Consider the following 16,737-nt stretch of genomic DNA (forward strand, 5'->3'; position numbering starts at 1 on the left):
CACAGTCTAGCCCCGCGAGCGGCACTTGGTTGTAGGATATTTGTTCGCTGTCTTCTTCTATCAATTGAACGAAGGTAGAGATCATGTCCAGGAATATTGTGATTGTGGGCGCCGGTTTCGCCGGCGTCTGGAGCGCTCTGGGCGCGGCGCGCGTGCTCGACATCAACGGCAAGCGCGGCGAGGTCGAGGTGACGCTGGTGTCGCCGCGACCGGAACTGGTCATTCGCCCGCGCTTGTATGAACCCTCACCGCACGAAATGACGGCGCCGCTATTGCCGGTGCTGGAGGCGATAGGCGTCAAATTCGTCGGCGCCGAAGTCCAGCGCATTGATACGTCGGCCCGCCATGTGCATGCCCGGACCGCCGACGGGCGCAGCATCGACCTGTCTTACGACCGACTGCTGCTGACCAGCGGCAGCCAGCTCAATCGACCACCGGTGCCCGGGCTGGCCGATTACGCTTTCGCCACGGATCAGTTACCCGACGCGGTGGAGCTGGAAGAACACCTGATCGGGCTGCGCACACTGCCGGACTCGCCGGAACGCAACACCGTCGTGGTGGTGGGCGGCGGTTTCACCGGGCTGGAAGTGGCCACTGAACTGCCGGAAAAACTGCGCAGAATCCTCGGCGCGGATGCGGCGATCCGGGTCGTGGTGGTCGAGCGCGCCGATGACATCGGTCCGGACCTGGGGGCCAACCCACGGCCGTTGATCATTGAGGCATTGGAGCAGATGGGCATCGAATTCCAGGTCGGCTCCGGGGTGGTCGCCATCGATGCCAATGGCGTGCAAACCGCCAACGGTCAGCGCATCGATGCCCAGACCGTGATCTGGACCGGGGGGCTGGTGGCCAGCAGTCTGACCTCCCAGGTGTCATCGCAACTCGATCGCCTGGGGCGCGCCGAAGTCACCGACGACTTGCGCGTAATCGGCACCGACCAGGTGTTTGCCGCGGGCGATGTGGCCTTGGCCTTGACTGACGATCAGGGGCATTACGCGCTGATGTCCTGCCAGCACGCGATCATCATGGGGCGCTTTGGTGGGCACAACGTGGCCGCCGACCTGCTGGGCGTGCCCACGCTCCCATACCGTCAACCTTTCTATGCGACCTGCCTGGACCTGGGCGAGTGGGGCGCGGTGTACACCGAGGGCTGGGATCGCCAGATCGTGCTGACCCATGATGAGGGCAAGGAGCGCAAACGCATGATCAACACCCAGTGGATCTATCCGCCGGCGGCGAACCGTGCCGATGCGCTGGCGGCGGGTGATCCGCTGGCTTCCTTCTGAACAGACCCTCTGTAGGCGCTGCCGCAGGCTGCGATCTTTTGATTTTGCTTGTTAAAAAACAAGATCAAAAGATCGCAGCCTGCGGCAGCTCCTACAGGGGTTTGTGCTGGTGGGAGCACTCGTGAAAATCCGGAACAATTGTATTGTCCATCCCTGTCTGTTTCCGCACAAAAGGGCTGCGTACCTTGGGGTCCACCGAAACCAGACAAGGACCTCCTCATGCTCAGCCGCTTGGCATTGCCTTTTGCCCTGTTGTTCACCCTCAACGCCGCCCACGCCGCCGAGGCCGAAAAGTGGTACCCGTCCCGGTACGGCGCCCAGGATGAAATCGGTGCGTTGAACCTGCTCGATGCCGAATCGGTGCTCAACGCCGCCAAGTTGATCAAGACCGGCAAAACCTACCCGCTGGCGGTGCCTATCGACAAAAACCTGCCAGCCTTCCGTCATCGCAGTTTTCACCTGACCAACGTCCAGCCGGGTGAGGCGGGTGGCACCACGATGGGGCCAAACAAGTTCACCTTCAACGATGAACTGGTGGTCGGCTGGACCGGTGTCGGCACCCAGCTCAACGGCATCGGCCACATCGGTATCGACAACGTCTATTACAACGGCAACCGCGCGGCGGACTTCGTGACCGTGGAAGGGGTGCAGAAACTGGGCATCGAAAAAGTCCCGCCGATCGTCACCCGTGGCGTGGTGCTGGACATGACGGCGGTGTACGGCAGCGCCATCGTGCCGGAGAAAACCGAGTTCAGCGTGGCCGACATCCAGAAAGCCCTGGACCTGCAAGGCATCACGATCGAGAAGGGCGACGTGGTGTTGTTCAACACCGGTTGGCTGGAACTGCTGGGCAAGGACAACGAGAAATTCCTCGCGGTGGAGCCGGGGATCGGCATGGCGGCGGCCAAGTGGCTGGCGGACAAGCAGATCGTCGCCTTCGGTGGCGACACCTGGGCCTCGGAAATCTACCCGGGCACCGATGGCCAGGAGTTCCCGGTCAATCAATTCATGCTCGCCAAAAACGGCATCTACAACCTGGAACTGATCGACAGCCGCGCGCTGGTCCGGGACAAGGCCTGGACCTTCATGTTCGTGCTCGGGCAGCCGCTGTACAAAGGCTCGACCCAGGTCAACATCAACCCGGTGGCGATTCGCTGACAGGCTTCACGATCCATCAACTGTGGGAGCGGGCTTGCTCGCGAACGCGGTGTATCAGTTGCTACATTTATTGACTGACACTCCGCCTTCGCGAGCAAGCCCGCTCCCACAGGGATCTTCGGCAGGCCGGGGGATGACAAATGCTCATCCCCTGGCCCGATGTTGTCATTTGTTCGTCCCTGATCCCGGCCCCTAGAGTGACGGTGCGCCTTGGGCGCATCCCTTTCATTCGAGTCATCGCCTGCCGAGCGCAGGCGAGGGAGTTTTTTGATGTCCGATATTCTGGGCCAGCAGTTCATCGACGGGCAGCGCAGCGCCCTGGGCCGCGAAACCTTGCAAAGCCTTGACGCCAGCACCGGGCAGGCATTGCCTTATGTTTTCCATCAGGCCACCGCGCAGGAAGTCGAGCTTGCGGTCGCCGCGGCGACCCGTGCCTTTGCGCCGCTGCGTCAATTGCCACCGCCGCGCCGCGCCGAATTTCTCGACGCCATCGCCGAGGAAATCGACGGGCTGGGCGACGATTTCATCGCCTTGGTGTGCCAGGAAACCGCGCTACCCGAGGGGCGGGTTCGCGGTGAGCGCAGCCGCACCACCGGTCAATTGCGCCTGTTTGCCCAAGTGCTGCGCCGGGGGGATTTCCTCGGGGCGCGGATCGATCAGGCACTGCCAGCGCGCACGCCGCTGCCACGGCCGGACCTGCGTCAGTACCGCATCGGCGTCGGCCCGGTCGCGGTGTTCGGCGCGAGCAATTTCCCCTTGGCATTTTCCACGGCCGGCGGTGACACCGCCTCGGCGCTGGCGGCCGGTTGCCCTGTCGTGTTCAAGGCCCACAGCGGGCACATGGCGACGGCCGACCGGGTGGCCGGCGCCATCGTGCGCGCGGCGCAACGCACGGGCATGCCGACGGGGGTGTTCAACATGATCTACGGCGCGGGTGTCGGCCAGGCGCTGGTCAAGGCCGAGGGCATCAAGGCGGTGGGGTTCACCGGTTCGCTCAAGGGCGGCCGGGCCTTGTCCGACCTGGCCGCCGCGCGGGCGCAGCCGATCCCGGTGTTCGCCGAGATGTCGAGCATCAACCCGGTGATCCTGCTGCCCGACGCCTTGAGCAGCCGTGGCCGCCAGATCGCCGAGGAACTGACCGCATCGGTCAACCAGGGCTGCGGCCAGTTCTGCACCAGCCCCGGCCTGATCATCGGCCTGCGTTCGCCGCAATTCAGCGCGTTCCTCGACGCGTTCGCGCAGAACATGGGCGGCCAACCGGCGCAGACCATGCTCAATGCCGGCGCCCTGCACAGCTACCGCGCGGGCCTGCAACACATCGCCGCTCACGACCGCGTCGATCATCTGGCGGGTCAGGCCCAGGGTGAATCGAAAGCGCAACCGCAGTTGTTCAAGGCCGATGTGCAGCTGCTGCTCGACGGCGATCCGCTGTTGCAGGAAGAGATCTTCGGCCCGGCAACCGTGGTGGTGGAAGTGGCCGATCACCAGCAACTGCGCGGGGTACTCGACAGCCTGCACGGTCAGCTGACCGCCACGCTGATTGCCGACCCGGCGGATCTGGATCGCTTCAGCGAGCTGTTGCCGCTGCTGGAAGACAAGGTCGGGCGACTGTTGCTCAACGGTTACCCCACCGGTGTTGAAGTCAGCGACGCGATGGTCCACGGCGGCCCTTGGCCGGCGACGTCCGATGCCCGTGGCACCTCGGTCGGCACCCTGGCCATCGATCGGTTCCTGCGCCCGGTCTGCTACCAGAACTATCCTGATGAGTACTTGCCGCCAGCGCTGCAAAACAGCAACCCGCTGGGCCTCAATCGACTGGTCGACGGCCAGTGGAGCCGGTCGCCCCTGAGCTGAACCTCCGCCCACGCCGGCGGCTCTTTTTACGCACAGCCTCGGCGTGGGCTTTTACGGATTTGCACCTTGAATCGAGCACCCCACGATATGGTTCCTTCCCTTGGCAGCATTGCTTCGCGTCTGCGTCTCAAACAACTGCGGTTGCTGATCGCCCTGGATGATCGCGGCTCGCTGCACAAGGCCGCCGAGCAGATTTCGATCTCCCAGTCCGGCGCCACCAAGGCCCTGCACGAAGTCGAGTCGCTGCTCGGCATGCCGTTGTTCGAGCGTCAGCCCAAAGGCCTGGTGGCCAATGAAATGGGGCGCTGCATGATTCGTTACGCGCGGCTGATCTACAGCGACGTGGAGCATCTGCGCGAGGAGATGCTGAGCATCATGAGCGGGCAGGGCGGGCGCCTGTCGGTGGGGGTGATCATGGGCGCGGTGCCTTTGCTGACCCGTGCCCTGACCGAATTGCGCCTCAAGCAACCGCAGCTGTCGGTGGAACTGGTGGAAAACACCAGCGCGACTTTGCTCGGCCTGCTGGATCAGGGGCGCCTGGACCTGGCCATCTGTCGCACCAGCGTCGGCCAGCGCTCGGACGCCTATGACTGCATCGAACTGAGTGAAGAACCCCTGGCCGTGGTCGCCAGCAAGGATCATCCGCTGGCCAGCGCCGAGACGTTGCAGCTGTCGCAACTGAGCGATTACCGCTGGGTGGTCTATCCCAAGGACATGCCGATGCGCCAGGCGCTGGAGCGTGAACTGAATGAGGCCGGGCTGGAGATTCCGCGCTACCCGCTGGAAACCTCGTCGACCTTCGCCACCATGCTGTTGGTGCAACAGGACCCGACGCTGCTGGCGGTGATCCCGGTGGAAGTGGCCGAATTCTGCGAACAGCACGACTTGCTGGTGAAGCTGCCGGTGTCCCTGCGCGCGTTGATCGAGCCTTACGGCGTGATCAGCAGGGCCGGTGCCAATCTGTCTCCGGCGGCGACCCTGCTGATCAACGCATTGCAACGTGACCTGACTACTTGATCACGATCGGGTTCACCGGCGCGCCGGTGCCACCGACAATCTTCAACGGCGCGGCGGTGTAGAGGAATTGCCACTGGCCGTCTTCGGCGCAGTCGGTGGCCAGGTCGTCGAGCATCGCCACTTCGGTGAAGGTCACGCCGAGGTTGCGCATCAGCGCGTTGTGCAGCGGTATCAGCACCCCCGAAGCCGGGTCGACCGCCACTTCGTTGGCCATGGTGTCGGTGACCAGGTTGGGGATTTCCATCTGGTGGAACCACTCCACCAGTTCACGGCTGAAGGTCAGGCCGGGCTCGGCGAAATCCTTGTAGAACTCCTCGGGCTCGCGCTCGTAGAACGAGCCGATCCAGCCGGTGCGGATGATCAGGATGTCGCGCTTGTGGATTTCGATGCCCTGGGCCTTGGCGGCGGCCAGCAGGTCGTGGTGATTGAAGGTCTCGCCTTTGTCCAGCACCGCTTTGCCGCGATGGCGCGCCATGTCGATCAGCACCGCGCGGCCGACGATGCCACGCTCGGCAATCGGCAGGATGCTGGCCTTGTCCATGGCGCCAATGGTGCTCATGGCGTCGTAGCCGTTCCACAATTGATTGTCGTGCCAGACGTGGCCCAGCGCGTCGTATTGGGTCGAGCCTTGCAGGTGCATGAAGATCACGTCGTCGGCGTATTCCACGTGGCCGTCGAAGTGGGTCTTGCCGGCCAGGAAATGGCCCTTGTCCAGCACGTTGACCCGCATGGAAGGGCGGCGTCCGGGCCACAGCGGTTCGCCCTTGGGGTGGCCGATCTGCACTTGCAGGGTGAAGGTTTTGCCCTGGCGCACGGCGGCGATGCCGCGCAGGATCTCGGCGCTTTGCAGGTAGTTCAGGGCGCCGACTTCATCGTCCGGGCCCCATTTGCCCCAGTTGGTGGGCAGGCCCTCGAGCAGGGCCTTGATGTCGGGAGAACGGTCGGCGGCGGTGTTGTTATTGTGGTCGCACATGGGGTTTTCCTTGTTTTAAGCAGAGACACATTCCCTTGTAGGAGTGAGCCTGCTCGCGATGAGGGCGTGTCAGTCACCTTTGATGAGCCTGACACACCGCTATCGCGAGCAGGCTCGCTCCTACAGTTTTTTGCGATGTGTGTCGGGAGTTATTTGATGGGCGAAAACGCCGCCGGCATCAGCAGTTTCGATTCCATTTTCTCCAGCATCGGGAAGGCGATCGGCACGAAGCCTTCGAGCCAGTCCGGGTCCTGGTACAGGGCGGTGCGTTTCTTGATGCGCTCGTCCAGGCTCTCGTAGGCCCAGATGTGGATCACCTGGTTGAGCTCGCCGATTTCGGTGTACCACCAGCCCACCAGCGTGGTGTAGCGGGAGATCACCGGCAGGCCGTTTTCCTCGAAGTGCTTGAGGTAGGTCTGCATTTTTCCGATCTGAATCGTGTAGGTGCGCATTTCGTAAAACATGGTGTGCATCTCTTCAGGAGTGAATGCCATGGAAGGCGTTGCTGATGATCAGTTCGACATCCGCGGCGCGGGTCAGGCGCGGGTTGACCAGCACGTTGCCGCTGCGCATCGAGTCGCTGACCATTTGCGGCATGTAGTCCAGGTCCACGCCCAGGTCCTTGATGGTGTCGGGGATGCCGATGGCCTTGTTCAGCGCCATCACATGCTCGACCACTTTGCGGCCGGCGCGGGCAGGGCTCAGGCCGTCGACGTTTTCGCCCATGGCCAGGGCAATGTCGCGGAACAGCTCCGGGCAGGCCGGCAGGTTGTATTCGATGACGTAGGGCAGCAGCGTCGCGTTGGCGATGCCATGGGGAATGTTGAACACGCCGCCGAAGGTGTGCGAGATCGCATGCACATTGCCCAGTTTCGATTGGGCGAACGCCACCCCGGCGAGGAATGAGGCCAGCAGCATCTGCTCGCGGGCGTGCAGGTCGGACCCGGTGAAAAAGGCTTTGGGCAGGTGCGTGCAGATCATCTTGATCGCTTGCAGCGCCAGGGCCTGGCTGATCGGGTTGGCCTGTTTGGAGACGTAGGATTCGATGGCGTGGGTCAGGGCGTCCATGCCGGTGGCCGCGGTGATCGACGGCGGCAGCTTGAGGGTCAGTTCGGCGTCGAGAATCGCCAGTTTCGGAAACAGCGCCGGGCTGATGATCACGGTCTTGAACAGGGTTTTGGTGTTGGTGAACACCGTGGACGCGGTGCATTCGCTGCCGGTGCCCGAGGTGGTCGGGATCGCGAAGACCGGTAGCGGCGGGTGCAGCAGTTTGTCGTAGCCTTCGTAGTCGAGGATGTTGCCGGGGTTGGTGGCCATGGCCGCGACGCCCTTGGCGGTGTCGATGCTGCTGCCGCCACCGACACCGATCACCGAATCGCACTCATGGTTTTTCAGGAACGCGACGGCGCGTTCCAACACATCGGTCGTGGGGTTGGGTTCGACGCCGGCAAACACTTCGTAGGCAATCTCGCTTTCAGCCAGCGAGGCAAAAAAAGATTCCATCACGCCCGAGGCCATCAGTCCTTCGTCGGTGACCACCAGCAGCTTCTTTCGGACATGGGGCTTGAGCAGCGCACCGGCCTGGCGCACCAGGCCGTTGCCGCTTTTCAGGGTCGTGGGGAAGTAAAACTGAAAGGGGTTCATAGGGTGTCTCCGCGCTTTTTGTTTTGGGTGCTGGTTCTTGTTCGTTCCGCAACAGTAATGAGCGTCGCGGGCAGCCGATAATGAAAAGGTCTGATCCGCCGATCACCCTTTGTCATCCCCCGGCCAGCAGCTGTGCAGTGTTAACGTGGGCGTTTTCAAACGTCAGGAGCAGGGTCATGGATTTGGGTATTTCGGGGCGCTGGGCGATTGTCTGCGCGGCCAGCAAGGGCTTGGGCCTGGCGTGTGCGCGGGCCTTGGCGAAGGAGGGTGTGAACCTGGTGATCAACGCCCGTGGCGACGAAACGTTGCAGGCCGCCGCCGTGGCGTTGCGTCAGTTGGCGCCGACCATCGAGGTACGTACCGTGGCTGGGGACATCAGCGAGGCGGCGGTACGTGCCCAGGTGCTGGCGGCCTGTCCGCAGGTGGACATTCTGGTCAACAACGCCGGCGGGCCGCCGCCCGGTGACTTCCGCGACTGGCAGCGCGAGGACTGGCTGAAGGCGCTGGACGCCAACATGCTCACGCCCATTGAGCTGATCAAGGCCTGCGTCGACGGCATGGCCGAGCGCGGTTTCGGGCGCATCGTCAACATCACCTCCGGCGCGGTGAGGGCGCCGATTGATGTGCTCGGCCTGTCCAACGGCGCTCGTAGCGGCCTCACCGGTTTCATCGCCGGGCTGGCGCGCCAGGCGCGATTGGCGGGGAACAACGTCACGGTCAACAACCTGTTACCGGGGCCGTTCGAGACTGAGCGCCTGCATAAGACCCTCGACGCCGCCGCCCAGGCCAATGGCACCAGCGTTGAGAGCATCGCCGAGCAACGGCGCAAGCATGTCCCGGCCCAGCGCTTTGGTCAGCCCGATGAGTTCGGCGCGTATTGCGCGTTTATCTGTGGCGCACAGTCCGGGTTCCTGACCGGGCAGAACCTGTTGCTCGATGGTGGCAGCTACCCGGGGACGTTCTGATTTATCCAGCGTCGTAACTGTTCAGGAGCTGTGTAGGAGCTGTGTAGGAGCTGTCGAGTGCAACGAGGCTGCGATCTTTTCAAAGGCAACATCAAAGGATCGCAGCCTTCGGCAGCTCCTACAGGAGACTGGCTTCATTCGGGTAATCGGGGGGATGACAATCGGTGATCCCCCAATCAGATCCCATCATTATTCAGCGCCCGGAGGCGTGATTAGAGTGGGGCCGCTTGTTTCCACAACAATAAGAGCGCCCACCACATGAACAATCCGAGTGCCGAAAGTCTGGTATTACCCGCTGCGACCGCGACGGTGCGAGCCACCAACGTCCGCTGGCGAATTTTCCTCATCATGCTGCTGCTGACGGCGATCAACTACATCGACCGAGCCTCGCTGTCGGTGGCGTTGCCGCTGATTTCCAGCGAATTCCAGATCCCGCCGGCCCTTGAGGGCCTGATGCTCAGCGCGTTTTTCTGGTCCTACGCCTTGATGCAGATCCCTGGCGGCATGCTGCTGGATCGCTTCCACACCCGCCGCGTGATCGTCGTCGCGACCGTGGCCTGGGGCGCGTTCCAGGCCCTGGCCGCTGGCGCGCATAACTGGATCACCCTGCTGATCACCCGCATGGGCCTGGGTGTCGCCGAGTCGCCCATCATGCCCGCCGGGGCCAAGCTCAACGGCGCCTGGCTGACCCCCAATGAACGCGGGCGCGGTGCCGTACTGGTCGATGGCGGAGCGCCGCTGGGCAGTGCCTTCGGCGCGATCATCATTGCCGGGCTGATCGGCTGGTTCGATTCTTGGCGCATTGCTTTTGTGATTGCCGGCGTGGGCACCATGCTTGCCGGTGTGCTGGCGTGGAAATACATCCGCAACCACCCCAGCGAGCATCCAGGGGTGAACGCGGCGGAACTGGCGCACATCACGGCGGGCAATGCCACGGTCAGCCAGCCCGGCGCGGTCATCAGCATCCCCTTCAAGGAGCTGCTCAAGGACCGTTCGGTGCTGGCGATGTTCGCCGGTTACTGCTGCATCCTCAGCGTGTTCTACGGCCTGCTGACCTGGATGCCGAGCTACCTGCACCAGACCCACGGCCTGAACATCTCGGGCATGGGCGGCGCGACCTTCCTGATCTTCATGTGCGGCTTCGTCGGCGAACTGGTCGGCGGTTACCTGGGCGATAAATGGAAGTCCAGCGGCGCCTCGCCCAACCTGGTGATGCGCAGCATGTTCAGCGGCTCGGCGCTGGTGGCGGCACTGTGCATGCTCGGCACGGCCTACGCTTCGCAGGCCAGTCAGGCGATCGGTCTGCTGTGCGTGGCGATGTTCTTCATCCGCTGGTGCGGCATGTACTGGTGCATTCCGTCGATCCTCGGCGGCACTTCGAAAACCGGCGTGCTGGCGGGCACCATGAACTTCTGCGGCAACATGGCCGGGGTGATCGTACCGATCCTGATCGGCCTGATCGTGCAGTTCACCGGTTCGTATTTCCTGGTGCTGATCTTCTTCGTGGTCATGGCCATGTTGCTGGCGATATTCTCCAGCCTGATCGATTACCGGGAGCGGGGGCTGGTGTGATGGAAGCAGGGGTGGATATCGACTGTGTGGTGGTCGGCGCCGGGGTGGTCGGGCTGGCGGTGGCCAGGGCCCTGGCCATGGGCGGGCGCGAGGTGATTGTGGTCGAGGCCGGTGAAGGCATCGGCATTGGCGTCAGTTCGCGCAACTCCGAAGTGATCCACGCCGGCATCTACTACCCCGGCGGCAGCCTCAAGGCGCAGTTATGCGTGGAGGGCAAGCAGCGCCTCTACGCCTTTTGCGATGAGCGCGGTGTCAGTTATCAGCGGCTTGGCAAGCTGATTGTCGCGACCGATGAGACGCAGCATCTGGCCCTGCAACGCTTGCTGGAGCAGGGCCGGCAAAACGGTGTCGATGACCTGCAATGGCTGGACGCTGTTCAGGCTCGGGAGCTGGAGCCAGAGCTGTCCTGCGTCGCCGCGTTGTGGTCGCCGTCCACCGGGATCATCGATTCCCATGGACTGATGCTGGCGCTGCAAGGCGATGCCGAAGCCCATGGCGCGTCGCTGGTGTTCCATACGCCGCTGTTGTCGGCCCGCACCATCGAACAGGGTTTCGAGTTGCACATGGGCGGTGCCGAGCCCATGACCTTGAGCTGCCGCGAGTTGATCAATTGTGCGGGATTGTCCGCGCCCGAGGTGGCGAGCCGTATCGTCGGTTTGCCACCGCAACACGTCCCCACGGCGCGACTGTGCAAGGGCAGCTACTTCAGTTTCAGTGGCCGGGCGCCGTTCCGTCACCTGGTCTATCCGGCGCCGGAAAGCGCCGGACTGGGGGTGCACATGACCCTCGACCTCGGTGGCCAGGCGCGATTCGGGCCGGACGTGGAGTGGGTCGACGGCATTGATTATCGCGTCGATCCAGCGCGGGCCGATGGTTTCCATGAGGCCATCCGGCGTTACTGGCTGGGCCTGCCGGACAACAGCCTGCAACCGGCCTACAGCGGCATTCGCCCGAAAATCAGCGGCCCTGATGAGCCGGCCGCCGACTTCCGTATCAGCGGCCCGGCCGAGCATGGCGTGCCGGGGCTGGTCAATCTATTCGGCATCGAATCCCCAGGCCTGACCAGTTGCCTGGCGCTGGCCGAGCACGTAAAGGGTCACTTGTAGGGGCGAGCATGCTCGCGATGAACCCCATAACACCACGGGGTGTCAGGCACCCAACATTATCGTTGACGACCATCGCGAGCAGGCTCGCTCCTGCAGGGGAGCGGTTGTACCGATGATCAGCGCCCGCGCCGCTGCGCGCAGATAGCGCTATCCTTGGGAGATGCGCTCTTCGCCATCGGAGAATTCTGATGATCAACGCACGCACTGCCCGCATGCTCGCCGATTACAAGCAATGGGCCAACCGGCGCCTGTTCGACAACCTGGCGCAGTTGCCGCCGGGCGAAGTCGAAAAGGAACGCGCCGGGATCTTCAAGAACATGATCGGCACGCTCAATCACCTCTATGTGGTGGACTGTCTCTGGCAGGCCCACCTCGAAGGCCGGGGGCACGGCTTCACCACTTCCCATGACGTCGTCCATCCCGCACTGACGGACTTGCGCCTGGCGCAACAGGACGTCGATCACTGGTATTGCGACTGGACCGCCCGACAAACCGATGCCTCGCTCGACCGGCCCGTGCGGTTCACCTTCATTTCCGGGGAAAGCGGCACCATGAGCGCCGGCGCGATGCTGCTGCACGTGGTCAACCACGCCAGCTATCACCGTGGCTGGATCATCCAGATGTACTTCGAAATCCCGGCCATGCCGCCCATGACGGACCTGCCGATCTACCTGCGCGAGACCGACCCGAATTTCAATTCGCTCAATGCCCCGGCAGTGGAGCCGACATGTGCTGCGCAATTCGCGAGCGCAACCAACGTTCTGCCGGATCGTTATCGTTGACGCCGTTCCAGACCATGGACAGTTCGGACAGGTTGATCTCGAACGGCGCGTCGTCGGCACGCAACTGGCTGCTGCCCTCGATCAGCGCGGCCGCCGCGTAATCCGGCACCGTGGCGAGCATATCGGTGCCGGCCAGCAAGGCGCGCAACCCCGAGAACTGCGGCACCGCCAGCACCACCCGGCGCGAACGGCCGATGCGGGCCAGGTCGGTATCGATCGCTCCGGACAAGTCCCCGGAAAACGACACCAGCGCGTGGGGACGTTCGCAGAATTCATCCAGGGTCAGGGGGCCGGGCCGGTCATCGCCCCGCAGGATCTTCACACTCAAATCCCGCAGCTTCTTGCGCTTGGCATTGGCCGGCAGCTCGGTGGTGTAACTGATGCCGACGGAAATCTCGCCGGTGGCGAGCATCGACGACATCAACAGGTAATTCACCCGCCGCACCACCACCACGACGTTCTGCGCCTCCTCGCGAATCTGCTTGAGCAACGGCGGAAACAGGCCGAACTCGGCGTCGTCGGACAGGCCGATGCGAAACACATCGCGACTGGTGGACGGATCGAAATCCTTGGCCCGGCTGACCGCACCGGAAATGGTGTCCATCGCCGGCTTCAATTCCTGGAGAATCGCCAGCGCCCGCTGGGTCGGCTCCAGCACCCGACCGTTGCGCACCAGCAGCGGGTCATCGAACAGATCGCGCAAGCGTGCCAGCGCCGCGCTGACGGCGGGCTGGCCGAGGAACAGCTTCTCCCCGGCGCGGGTCAGGTTTTTTTCGAACATCAGGGTTTCGAAAATCACCAACAGGTTCATGTCCACGCGGCGTAGGTCGTTGCGGTTCATGGTGGGGCTCTCGCTGGCTACCGAGTTTCTTCAGTAAAGCAGCAAACGCCACTTATGCGGAATCACGCGATGCCCTGCAGGAGAGAGCTCGTTCGCGAAAAAAGCGGGAACACCTCTAGATATCTGGCTTTATGCGTAATCGTTCATGACCTTCGCGGGCAAGCTCACCTCGCCAGCCGCAGACTGGCATCCCGAATGCCTGGTTCAACCACCTCTGAGTTCCAGGATTTTCTGAGACACGTTCGATAAAAGTTTTCGGGCGAGCGCCACTTCGGGATGCTGTTGCATGGTGTTCAGGTGAGCTCGGCGAAGAAAACGCATGTCAAAGCCGGTTATTTCACCGCTCTGATCTCGAAGAGCAGCCTTGTTGAAATCATTCAAATCCTTTTTTGCTTTGGAGATGTTTGGTGCGTTTATGAATTTCGGGGGGGCGGTTGATTTCACACTCTTTGGTAAATCCTGAAATTTCTCCAACGCTAAAGTTCAAGTTTTTGGACTTTGGTGTTGGGGTTGTAAGTTTTTTGCGCGTTGGCATGGAGCTCTTCAAAGATCTTCTGGTGCTTGAGTTTTATGAGTGCTGACAGATTGGGTTGCTCTGCTATAAGCCTTGTGGCTTGTAATTCTGCAATGCGGCTTTTGAAATCAGTAGTCGCCATTAGGCGGCGTGTAATTGCACGCCAGTGACCTATAGGCGAACGCCCATTGGGATCCTGCAGATTTGTCGGGTCTCCAAAGCAATATGCATACGGATTCAATCCTCCTTCGTCAAACGGACTGAGATTGTCCGGACGGTTAAATCGCATCAGTGCCGGAATAAACGCCCTATACCCTTTTCCCAATAAATAATGCCCGGTCACCGGGTCTCGTAGTTCGCCGTTAAACCCCAACAGGCTGAAAAATCCGCAAATCGCAGGACAGTGGCCGTAGGGCGAATAGGCGATGGGTTGTGGCGGATGGTTCGCCTTGAGAGTGTTAACGACTGAGCGCTGCTGATCGGTTGCCAATAGCGTGGTTGAGGACATTGGGGCGCTCCCGGTTTTCAAGGGCAGGGAGCTTGAGTATCTGCGCCGCTGCCGAAACTGTGTACTAACAGAACTGATAGTTTCGGCCCATCCACTGTAGGAGCGAGCCTGCTCGCGAAGGCGTCGGGTCAGTCAACACCTTGCTGCCTGACAGACCGCTTTCGCGAGCAGGCTCGCTCCCACAAAGATCTTTGCAGTCCGGCCTACAGGTCAGCGCGTCTTGAATAAGCAATTGCCAGCAACCCTCAGGCCGAAAAAGCAATGCCGACCAACGCCAATCCCTGCCACCCAAAGTAACCCGCAGCACTGGCCCCCAACGCCGAACCCAGCGCACCCCCGGTGAAGTAGGTCACCATAAACACCGTGTTCAACCGGCTCACCGCCTCCGGTGCAAGCGCCAGGATGCGCGCCTGGTTGGCCAGTTGATTGGCGCGGTTGCCGATGTCCAGCGCGGTGGCGCAAATCAGGATCAGCCACCAGAATCCCGTCGCGCCGCCCAGGTACAAGGCGACAAAGGCCAGTAGCACCGCGCCGCTTCCCAGGTAGCTGAGCTTGATGCCGTATTGCTGGGTCAGGCGTCCGAGCGAAGAGGCAGCGACTATCCCGGCAATTGCCGAGAGCCCGAACAAGCCGGCCTGACCGCTGGAATACTGGTACGGCTCCAGCGCCAGCAACGATGCCATCGAACCCCAGAACACATTCAAAGCCCCGAAGATCAGGCCGCCGGTCAAGGAGGAGCGGCGCAAGGTCGGGTGATCGCGCACCAGTTCCCACAGCGATTTCATCAGCTCGACATAGGGTAGGCTGCTGGACGGTGCGGTCGCCGGGATGCGCATCAGGATTGCCACGAACAGCAGCACGTTCATGCCGGCTGCGGCGAAGAACATGCCACGCCAGCCGATCCAGGTGCTGACCGCGCCGCTCAACGCACGCGCAAGCAAACCGCCGGCGGACAGACCGCTGACCATCATCCCCAATACGCGGCCGCGCTGGTCCGGCCCCGCGAGGGCGGTAGCGGCGGGAATGATGATTTGCGCGCTGATCCCCGACAGGCCCACCCCCATGCTAGCCAAGAGCAGCCATGAATAACCCGGTGCGCTGGCGGAGGCGATCAGGCTGAGGAAATTCAGGCTGAGCATGCCGAGGATCAGCGTACGGCGGGTGATTCGGTCGCCCAGCGGCACGAACAGCAACAGGCCAAGGGCGTAGCCGAGTTGCGTCAGCATGGCGATTTGGCCGACGTGGGCGCCGGAGATGCCGAACGTGGTGCCGATCAGCGGCAGCATGGTCTGGTTGTAATAGATGGTGGCGACGCAAAAGCCGCAACAAATGGCCAGTGTCAGCGCGACGCTGGCGGGCACCCCGGTTTTGCTGTCTGGCATCGCACATTTCCCCGATTAGATGTGAGTTGTTGTACTCGGCTCGCCTGTTGTTTTTAGGGTGCGCCGGCGGGCCTCTTCGCGAGCAAGCCCGCTCCCACCTTTGGAATGCATGCCCCTGTGGGAGCGGGCTTGCTCGCGAAGAGGCCAGTCGAAGCGGTACAAAATTCAGAGGATATGGACGGGCTCGGGTTCGGTAAGCATTTTCCTGAACGTCTCCACCAACGGCCGCAAATTGACCCGGTGCCACGCCGCCCACAGCGGTCTGCTCAAGCAGATCCACGGCACTTCCCGCAGCACCACGCCCGGCGGGGCGTTGCGGCTCAAGCCTTTTTGAATCATCGCGATCCCCAGTCCAGACGCCACCAGGGCAAAGGCTGTGAAGGGGCCGGTGGCTTCCATGCGGATGTCCGGGGTGAAGCCGGCGCGGATGCAGGCGCTGACGAAGTCTTCGCGGTTGGTGAGGTTCTGGTGGTGCTGCACGCCGATCCATTCCTGGCCGGCGAGGTCGGCGGGGGTCAACAGGGCCTGGTGCACCAGTGGATGATCCTCGGGCAAGGCCAGCAACATCGGGTCATCGAGCACCTGGAAACCGAGCAGGTCGGGGTCGTCATCGGTCGGCGGTTCACTGACCAGCGCAATATCCAGACTACGCTGTCGCAGACCTTCGAGTTGTTCGGCGGAGCTGAGGTTGTACAGCGCCACATGCACGTTCGGCCGGTCGACGCGCAGTACGCGCAAGGCATTGGGCAGGACACCGGCGTGCATGGCATTTTCGATGTAGCCGATGCACAGGCCGCCTTCTTCTCCGCGACCCAGGCGTTTGCCCAGGGATTCCAGGCGATTGGCGTGGGTCAACAGGGCGCGGGTTTCGGCGAGGAAGGTCTGGCCGTCGCGGGTCAGGCGGATGCGTTGCTGGCTGCGCTCGAACAACGTCAGGCCCAGGCGTTCTTCGAGCTGGGCGATCTGCCGGCTCAGGGGCGACTGGGAAATGTGCAGGCGTTCGGCGGCGCGACCGACGTGCTCTTCCTCGGCGACGGCGACGAAGTAGCGCAATTGGCGGATGTCGATCATGTCAGACCTCGTGGGACTTAAGTGCTGCACATTATGTCTTGGACGGTCCGACTGTCGCAATCTA

15 protein-coding genes and 1 pseudogene are annotated in these 16,737 nt (G+C 62.5%); 8 read left to right on the forward strand and 8 right to left on the reverse strand.

The features are described from left to right. Nucleotides 1-83: 83 nt before the first annotated feature. From F8N66_RS02095 to F8N66_RS02110, 4 genes are all read left to right on the forward strand, one after another. Complete coding sequence (locus tag F8N66_RS02095; protein ID WP_150768592.1) at nt 84-1,286, forward strand: NAD(P)/FAD-dependent oxidoreductase; 1,203 nt, start codon at nt 84-86, stop codon at nt 1,284-1,286. 219 nt (nt 1,287-1,505) lie between these two features. Next, nucleotides 1,506-2,444, forward strand: a complete 939-nt coding sequence (locus F8N66_RS02100; RefSeq protein ID WP_150768593.1) for a cyclase family protein — start codon at nt 1,506-1,508, stop codon at nt 2,442-2,444. 270 nt (nt 2,445-2,714) lie between these two features. Further along, nucleotides 2,715-4,298, forward strand: a complete 1,584-nt coding sequence (locus F8N66_RS02105; protein ID WP_150768594.1) for an aldehyde dehydrogenase (NADP(+)) — start codon at nt 2,715-2,717, stop codon at nt 4,296-4,298. A gap of 87 nt (nt 4,299-4,385) precedes the next feature. After that, nucleotides 4,386-5,315, forward strand: a complete 930-nt coding sequence (locus F8N66_RS02110; protein WP_150768595.1) for a LysR family transcriptional regulator — start codon at nt 4,386-4,388, stop codon at nt 5,313-5,315. Here F8N66_RS02110 and F8N66_RS02115 read toward each other — a convergent pair. The 3 genes from F8N66_RS02115 to F8N66_RS02125 all read right to left on the reverse strand — a co-directional run bounded on the left by F8N66_RS02115 (nt 5,308) and on the right by F8N66_RS02125 (nt 7,932). Continuing rightward, nucleotides 5,308-6,288 (reverse strand): cyclase family protein, encoded by a 981-nt coding sequence (locus F8N66_RS02115; protein WP_150768596.1) that lies wholly within the window; start codon nt 6,286-6,288, stop codon nt 5,308-5,310. The genes F8N66_RS02110 and F8N66_RS02115 overlap by 8 nt on opposite strands. Nucleotides 6,289-6,437: 149 nt before the next feature. Further along, complete coding sequence (locus tag F8N66_RS02120; protein ID WP_224790427.1) at nt 6,438-6,782, reverse strand: NIPSNAP family protein; 345 nt, start codon at nt 6,780-6,782, stop codon at nt 6,438-6,440. Then, nucleotides 6,766-7,932: an iron-containing alcohol dehydrogenase gene (locus tag F8N66_RS02125; RefSeq protein ID WP_150768597.1), complete on the reverse strand. Its 1,167-nt coding sequence runs from the start codon at nt 7,930-7,932 to the stop codon at nt 6,766-6,768. Before F8N66_RS02125 ends, F8N66_RS02120 begins: the two co-directional genes overlap by 17 nt. 176 nt (nt 7,933-8,108) lie before the next feature. Between F8N66_RS02125 and F8N66_RS02130 the strand changes: the two genes are divergently transcribed. From F8N66_RS02130 to F8N66_RS02145, 4 genes are all read left to right on the forward strand, one after another. Further along, nucleotides 8,109-8,897 (forward strand): SDR family oxidoreductase, encoded by a 789-nt coding sequence (locus tag F8N66_RS02130; protein WP_150768598.1) that lies wholly within the window; start codon nt 8,109-8,111, stop codon nt 8,895-8,897. 258 nt (nt 8,898-9,155) lie between these two features. After that, complete coding sequence (locus tag F8N66_RS02135) at nt 9,156-10,469, forward strand: MFS transporter (protein WP_150768599.1); 1,314 nt, start codon at nt 9,156-9,158, stop codon at nt 10,467-10,469. Next, nucleotides 10,469-11,575: an NAD(P)/FAD-dependent oxidoreductase gene (locus F8N66_RS02140; protein WP_150769208.1), complete on the forward strand. Its 1,107-nt coding sequence runs from the start codon at nt 10,469-10,471 to the stop codon at nt 11,573-11,575. The genes F8N66_RS02135 and F8N66_RS02140 overlap by 1 nt, the downstream gene beginning before the upstream one ends. 188 nt (nt 11,576-11,763) lie before the next feature. Beyond that, nucleotides 11,764-12,357: a DinB family protein gene (locus F8N66_RS02145; protein WP_150768600.1), complete on the forward strand. Its 594-nt coding sequence runs from the start codon at nt 11,764-11,766 to the stop codon at nt 12,355-12,357. Here the strand turns inward: F8N66_RS02145 and F8N66_RS02150 are convergent. From F8N66_RS02150 to F8N66_RS02170, 5 genes and pseudogenes are all read right to left on the reverse strand, one after another. Next, entirely contained in the window at nt 12,278-13,198 is a 921-nt protein-coding gene (locus F8N66_RS02150; protein ID WP_150768601.1) for a LysR substrate-binding domain-containing protein, read from the reverse strand. The genes F8N66_RS02145 and F8N66_RS02150 overlap by 80 nt on opposite strands. Before the next feature lie 204 nt (nt 13,199-13,402). Next, on the reverse strand, nt 13,403-13,642 hold the full coding sequence (locus tag F8N66_RS02155) for a hypothetical protein (protein WP_150768602.1): 240 nt from the start codon (nt 13,640-13,642) through the stop codon (nt 13,403-13,405). Between the two features lie 245 nt (nt 13,643-13,887). Beyond that, nucleotides 13,888-14,220: pseudogene (locus tag F8N66_RS31625) on the reverse strand (RHS repeat-associated core domain-containing protein); the annotation flags it as partial. A gap of 245 nt (nt 14,221-14,465) precedes the next feature. Further along, nucleotides 14,466-15,602, reverse strand: a complete 1,137-nt coding sequence (locus tag F8N66_RS02165; RefSeq protein WP_150768604.1) for an MFS transporter — start codon at nt 15,600-15,602, stop codon at nt 14,466-14,468. A 165-nt stretch (nt 15,603-15,767) separates the two neighbouring features. Beyond that, nucleotides 15,768-16,673, reverse strand: a complete 906-nt coding sequence (locus F8N66_RS02170; protein WP_150768605.1) for a LysR substrate-binding domain-containing protein — start codon at nt 16,671-16,673, stop codon at nt 15,768-15,770. Between the last annotated feature and the right edge of the window lie 64 nt (nt 16,674-16,737).

This window comes from Pseudomonas fluorescens, assembly GCF_902498195.1.
Taxonomy (GTDB): Bacteria; Pseudomonadota; Gammaproteobacteria; order Pseudomonadales; family Pseudomonadaceae; genus Aquipseudomonas; species Aquipseudomonas fluorescens_BU.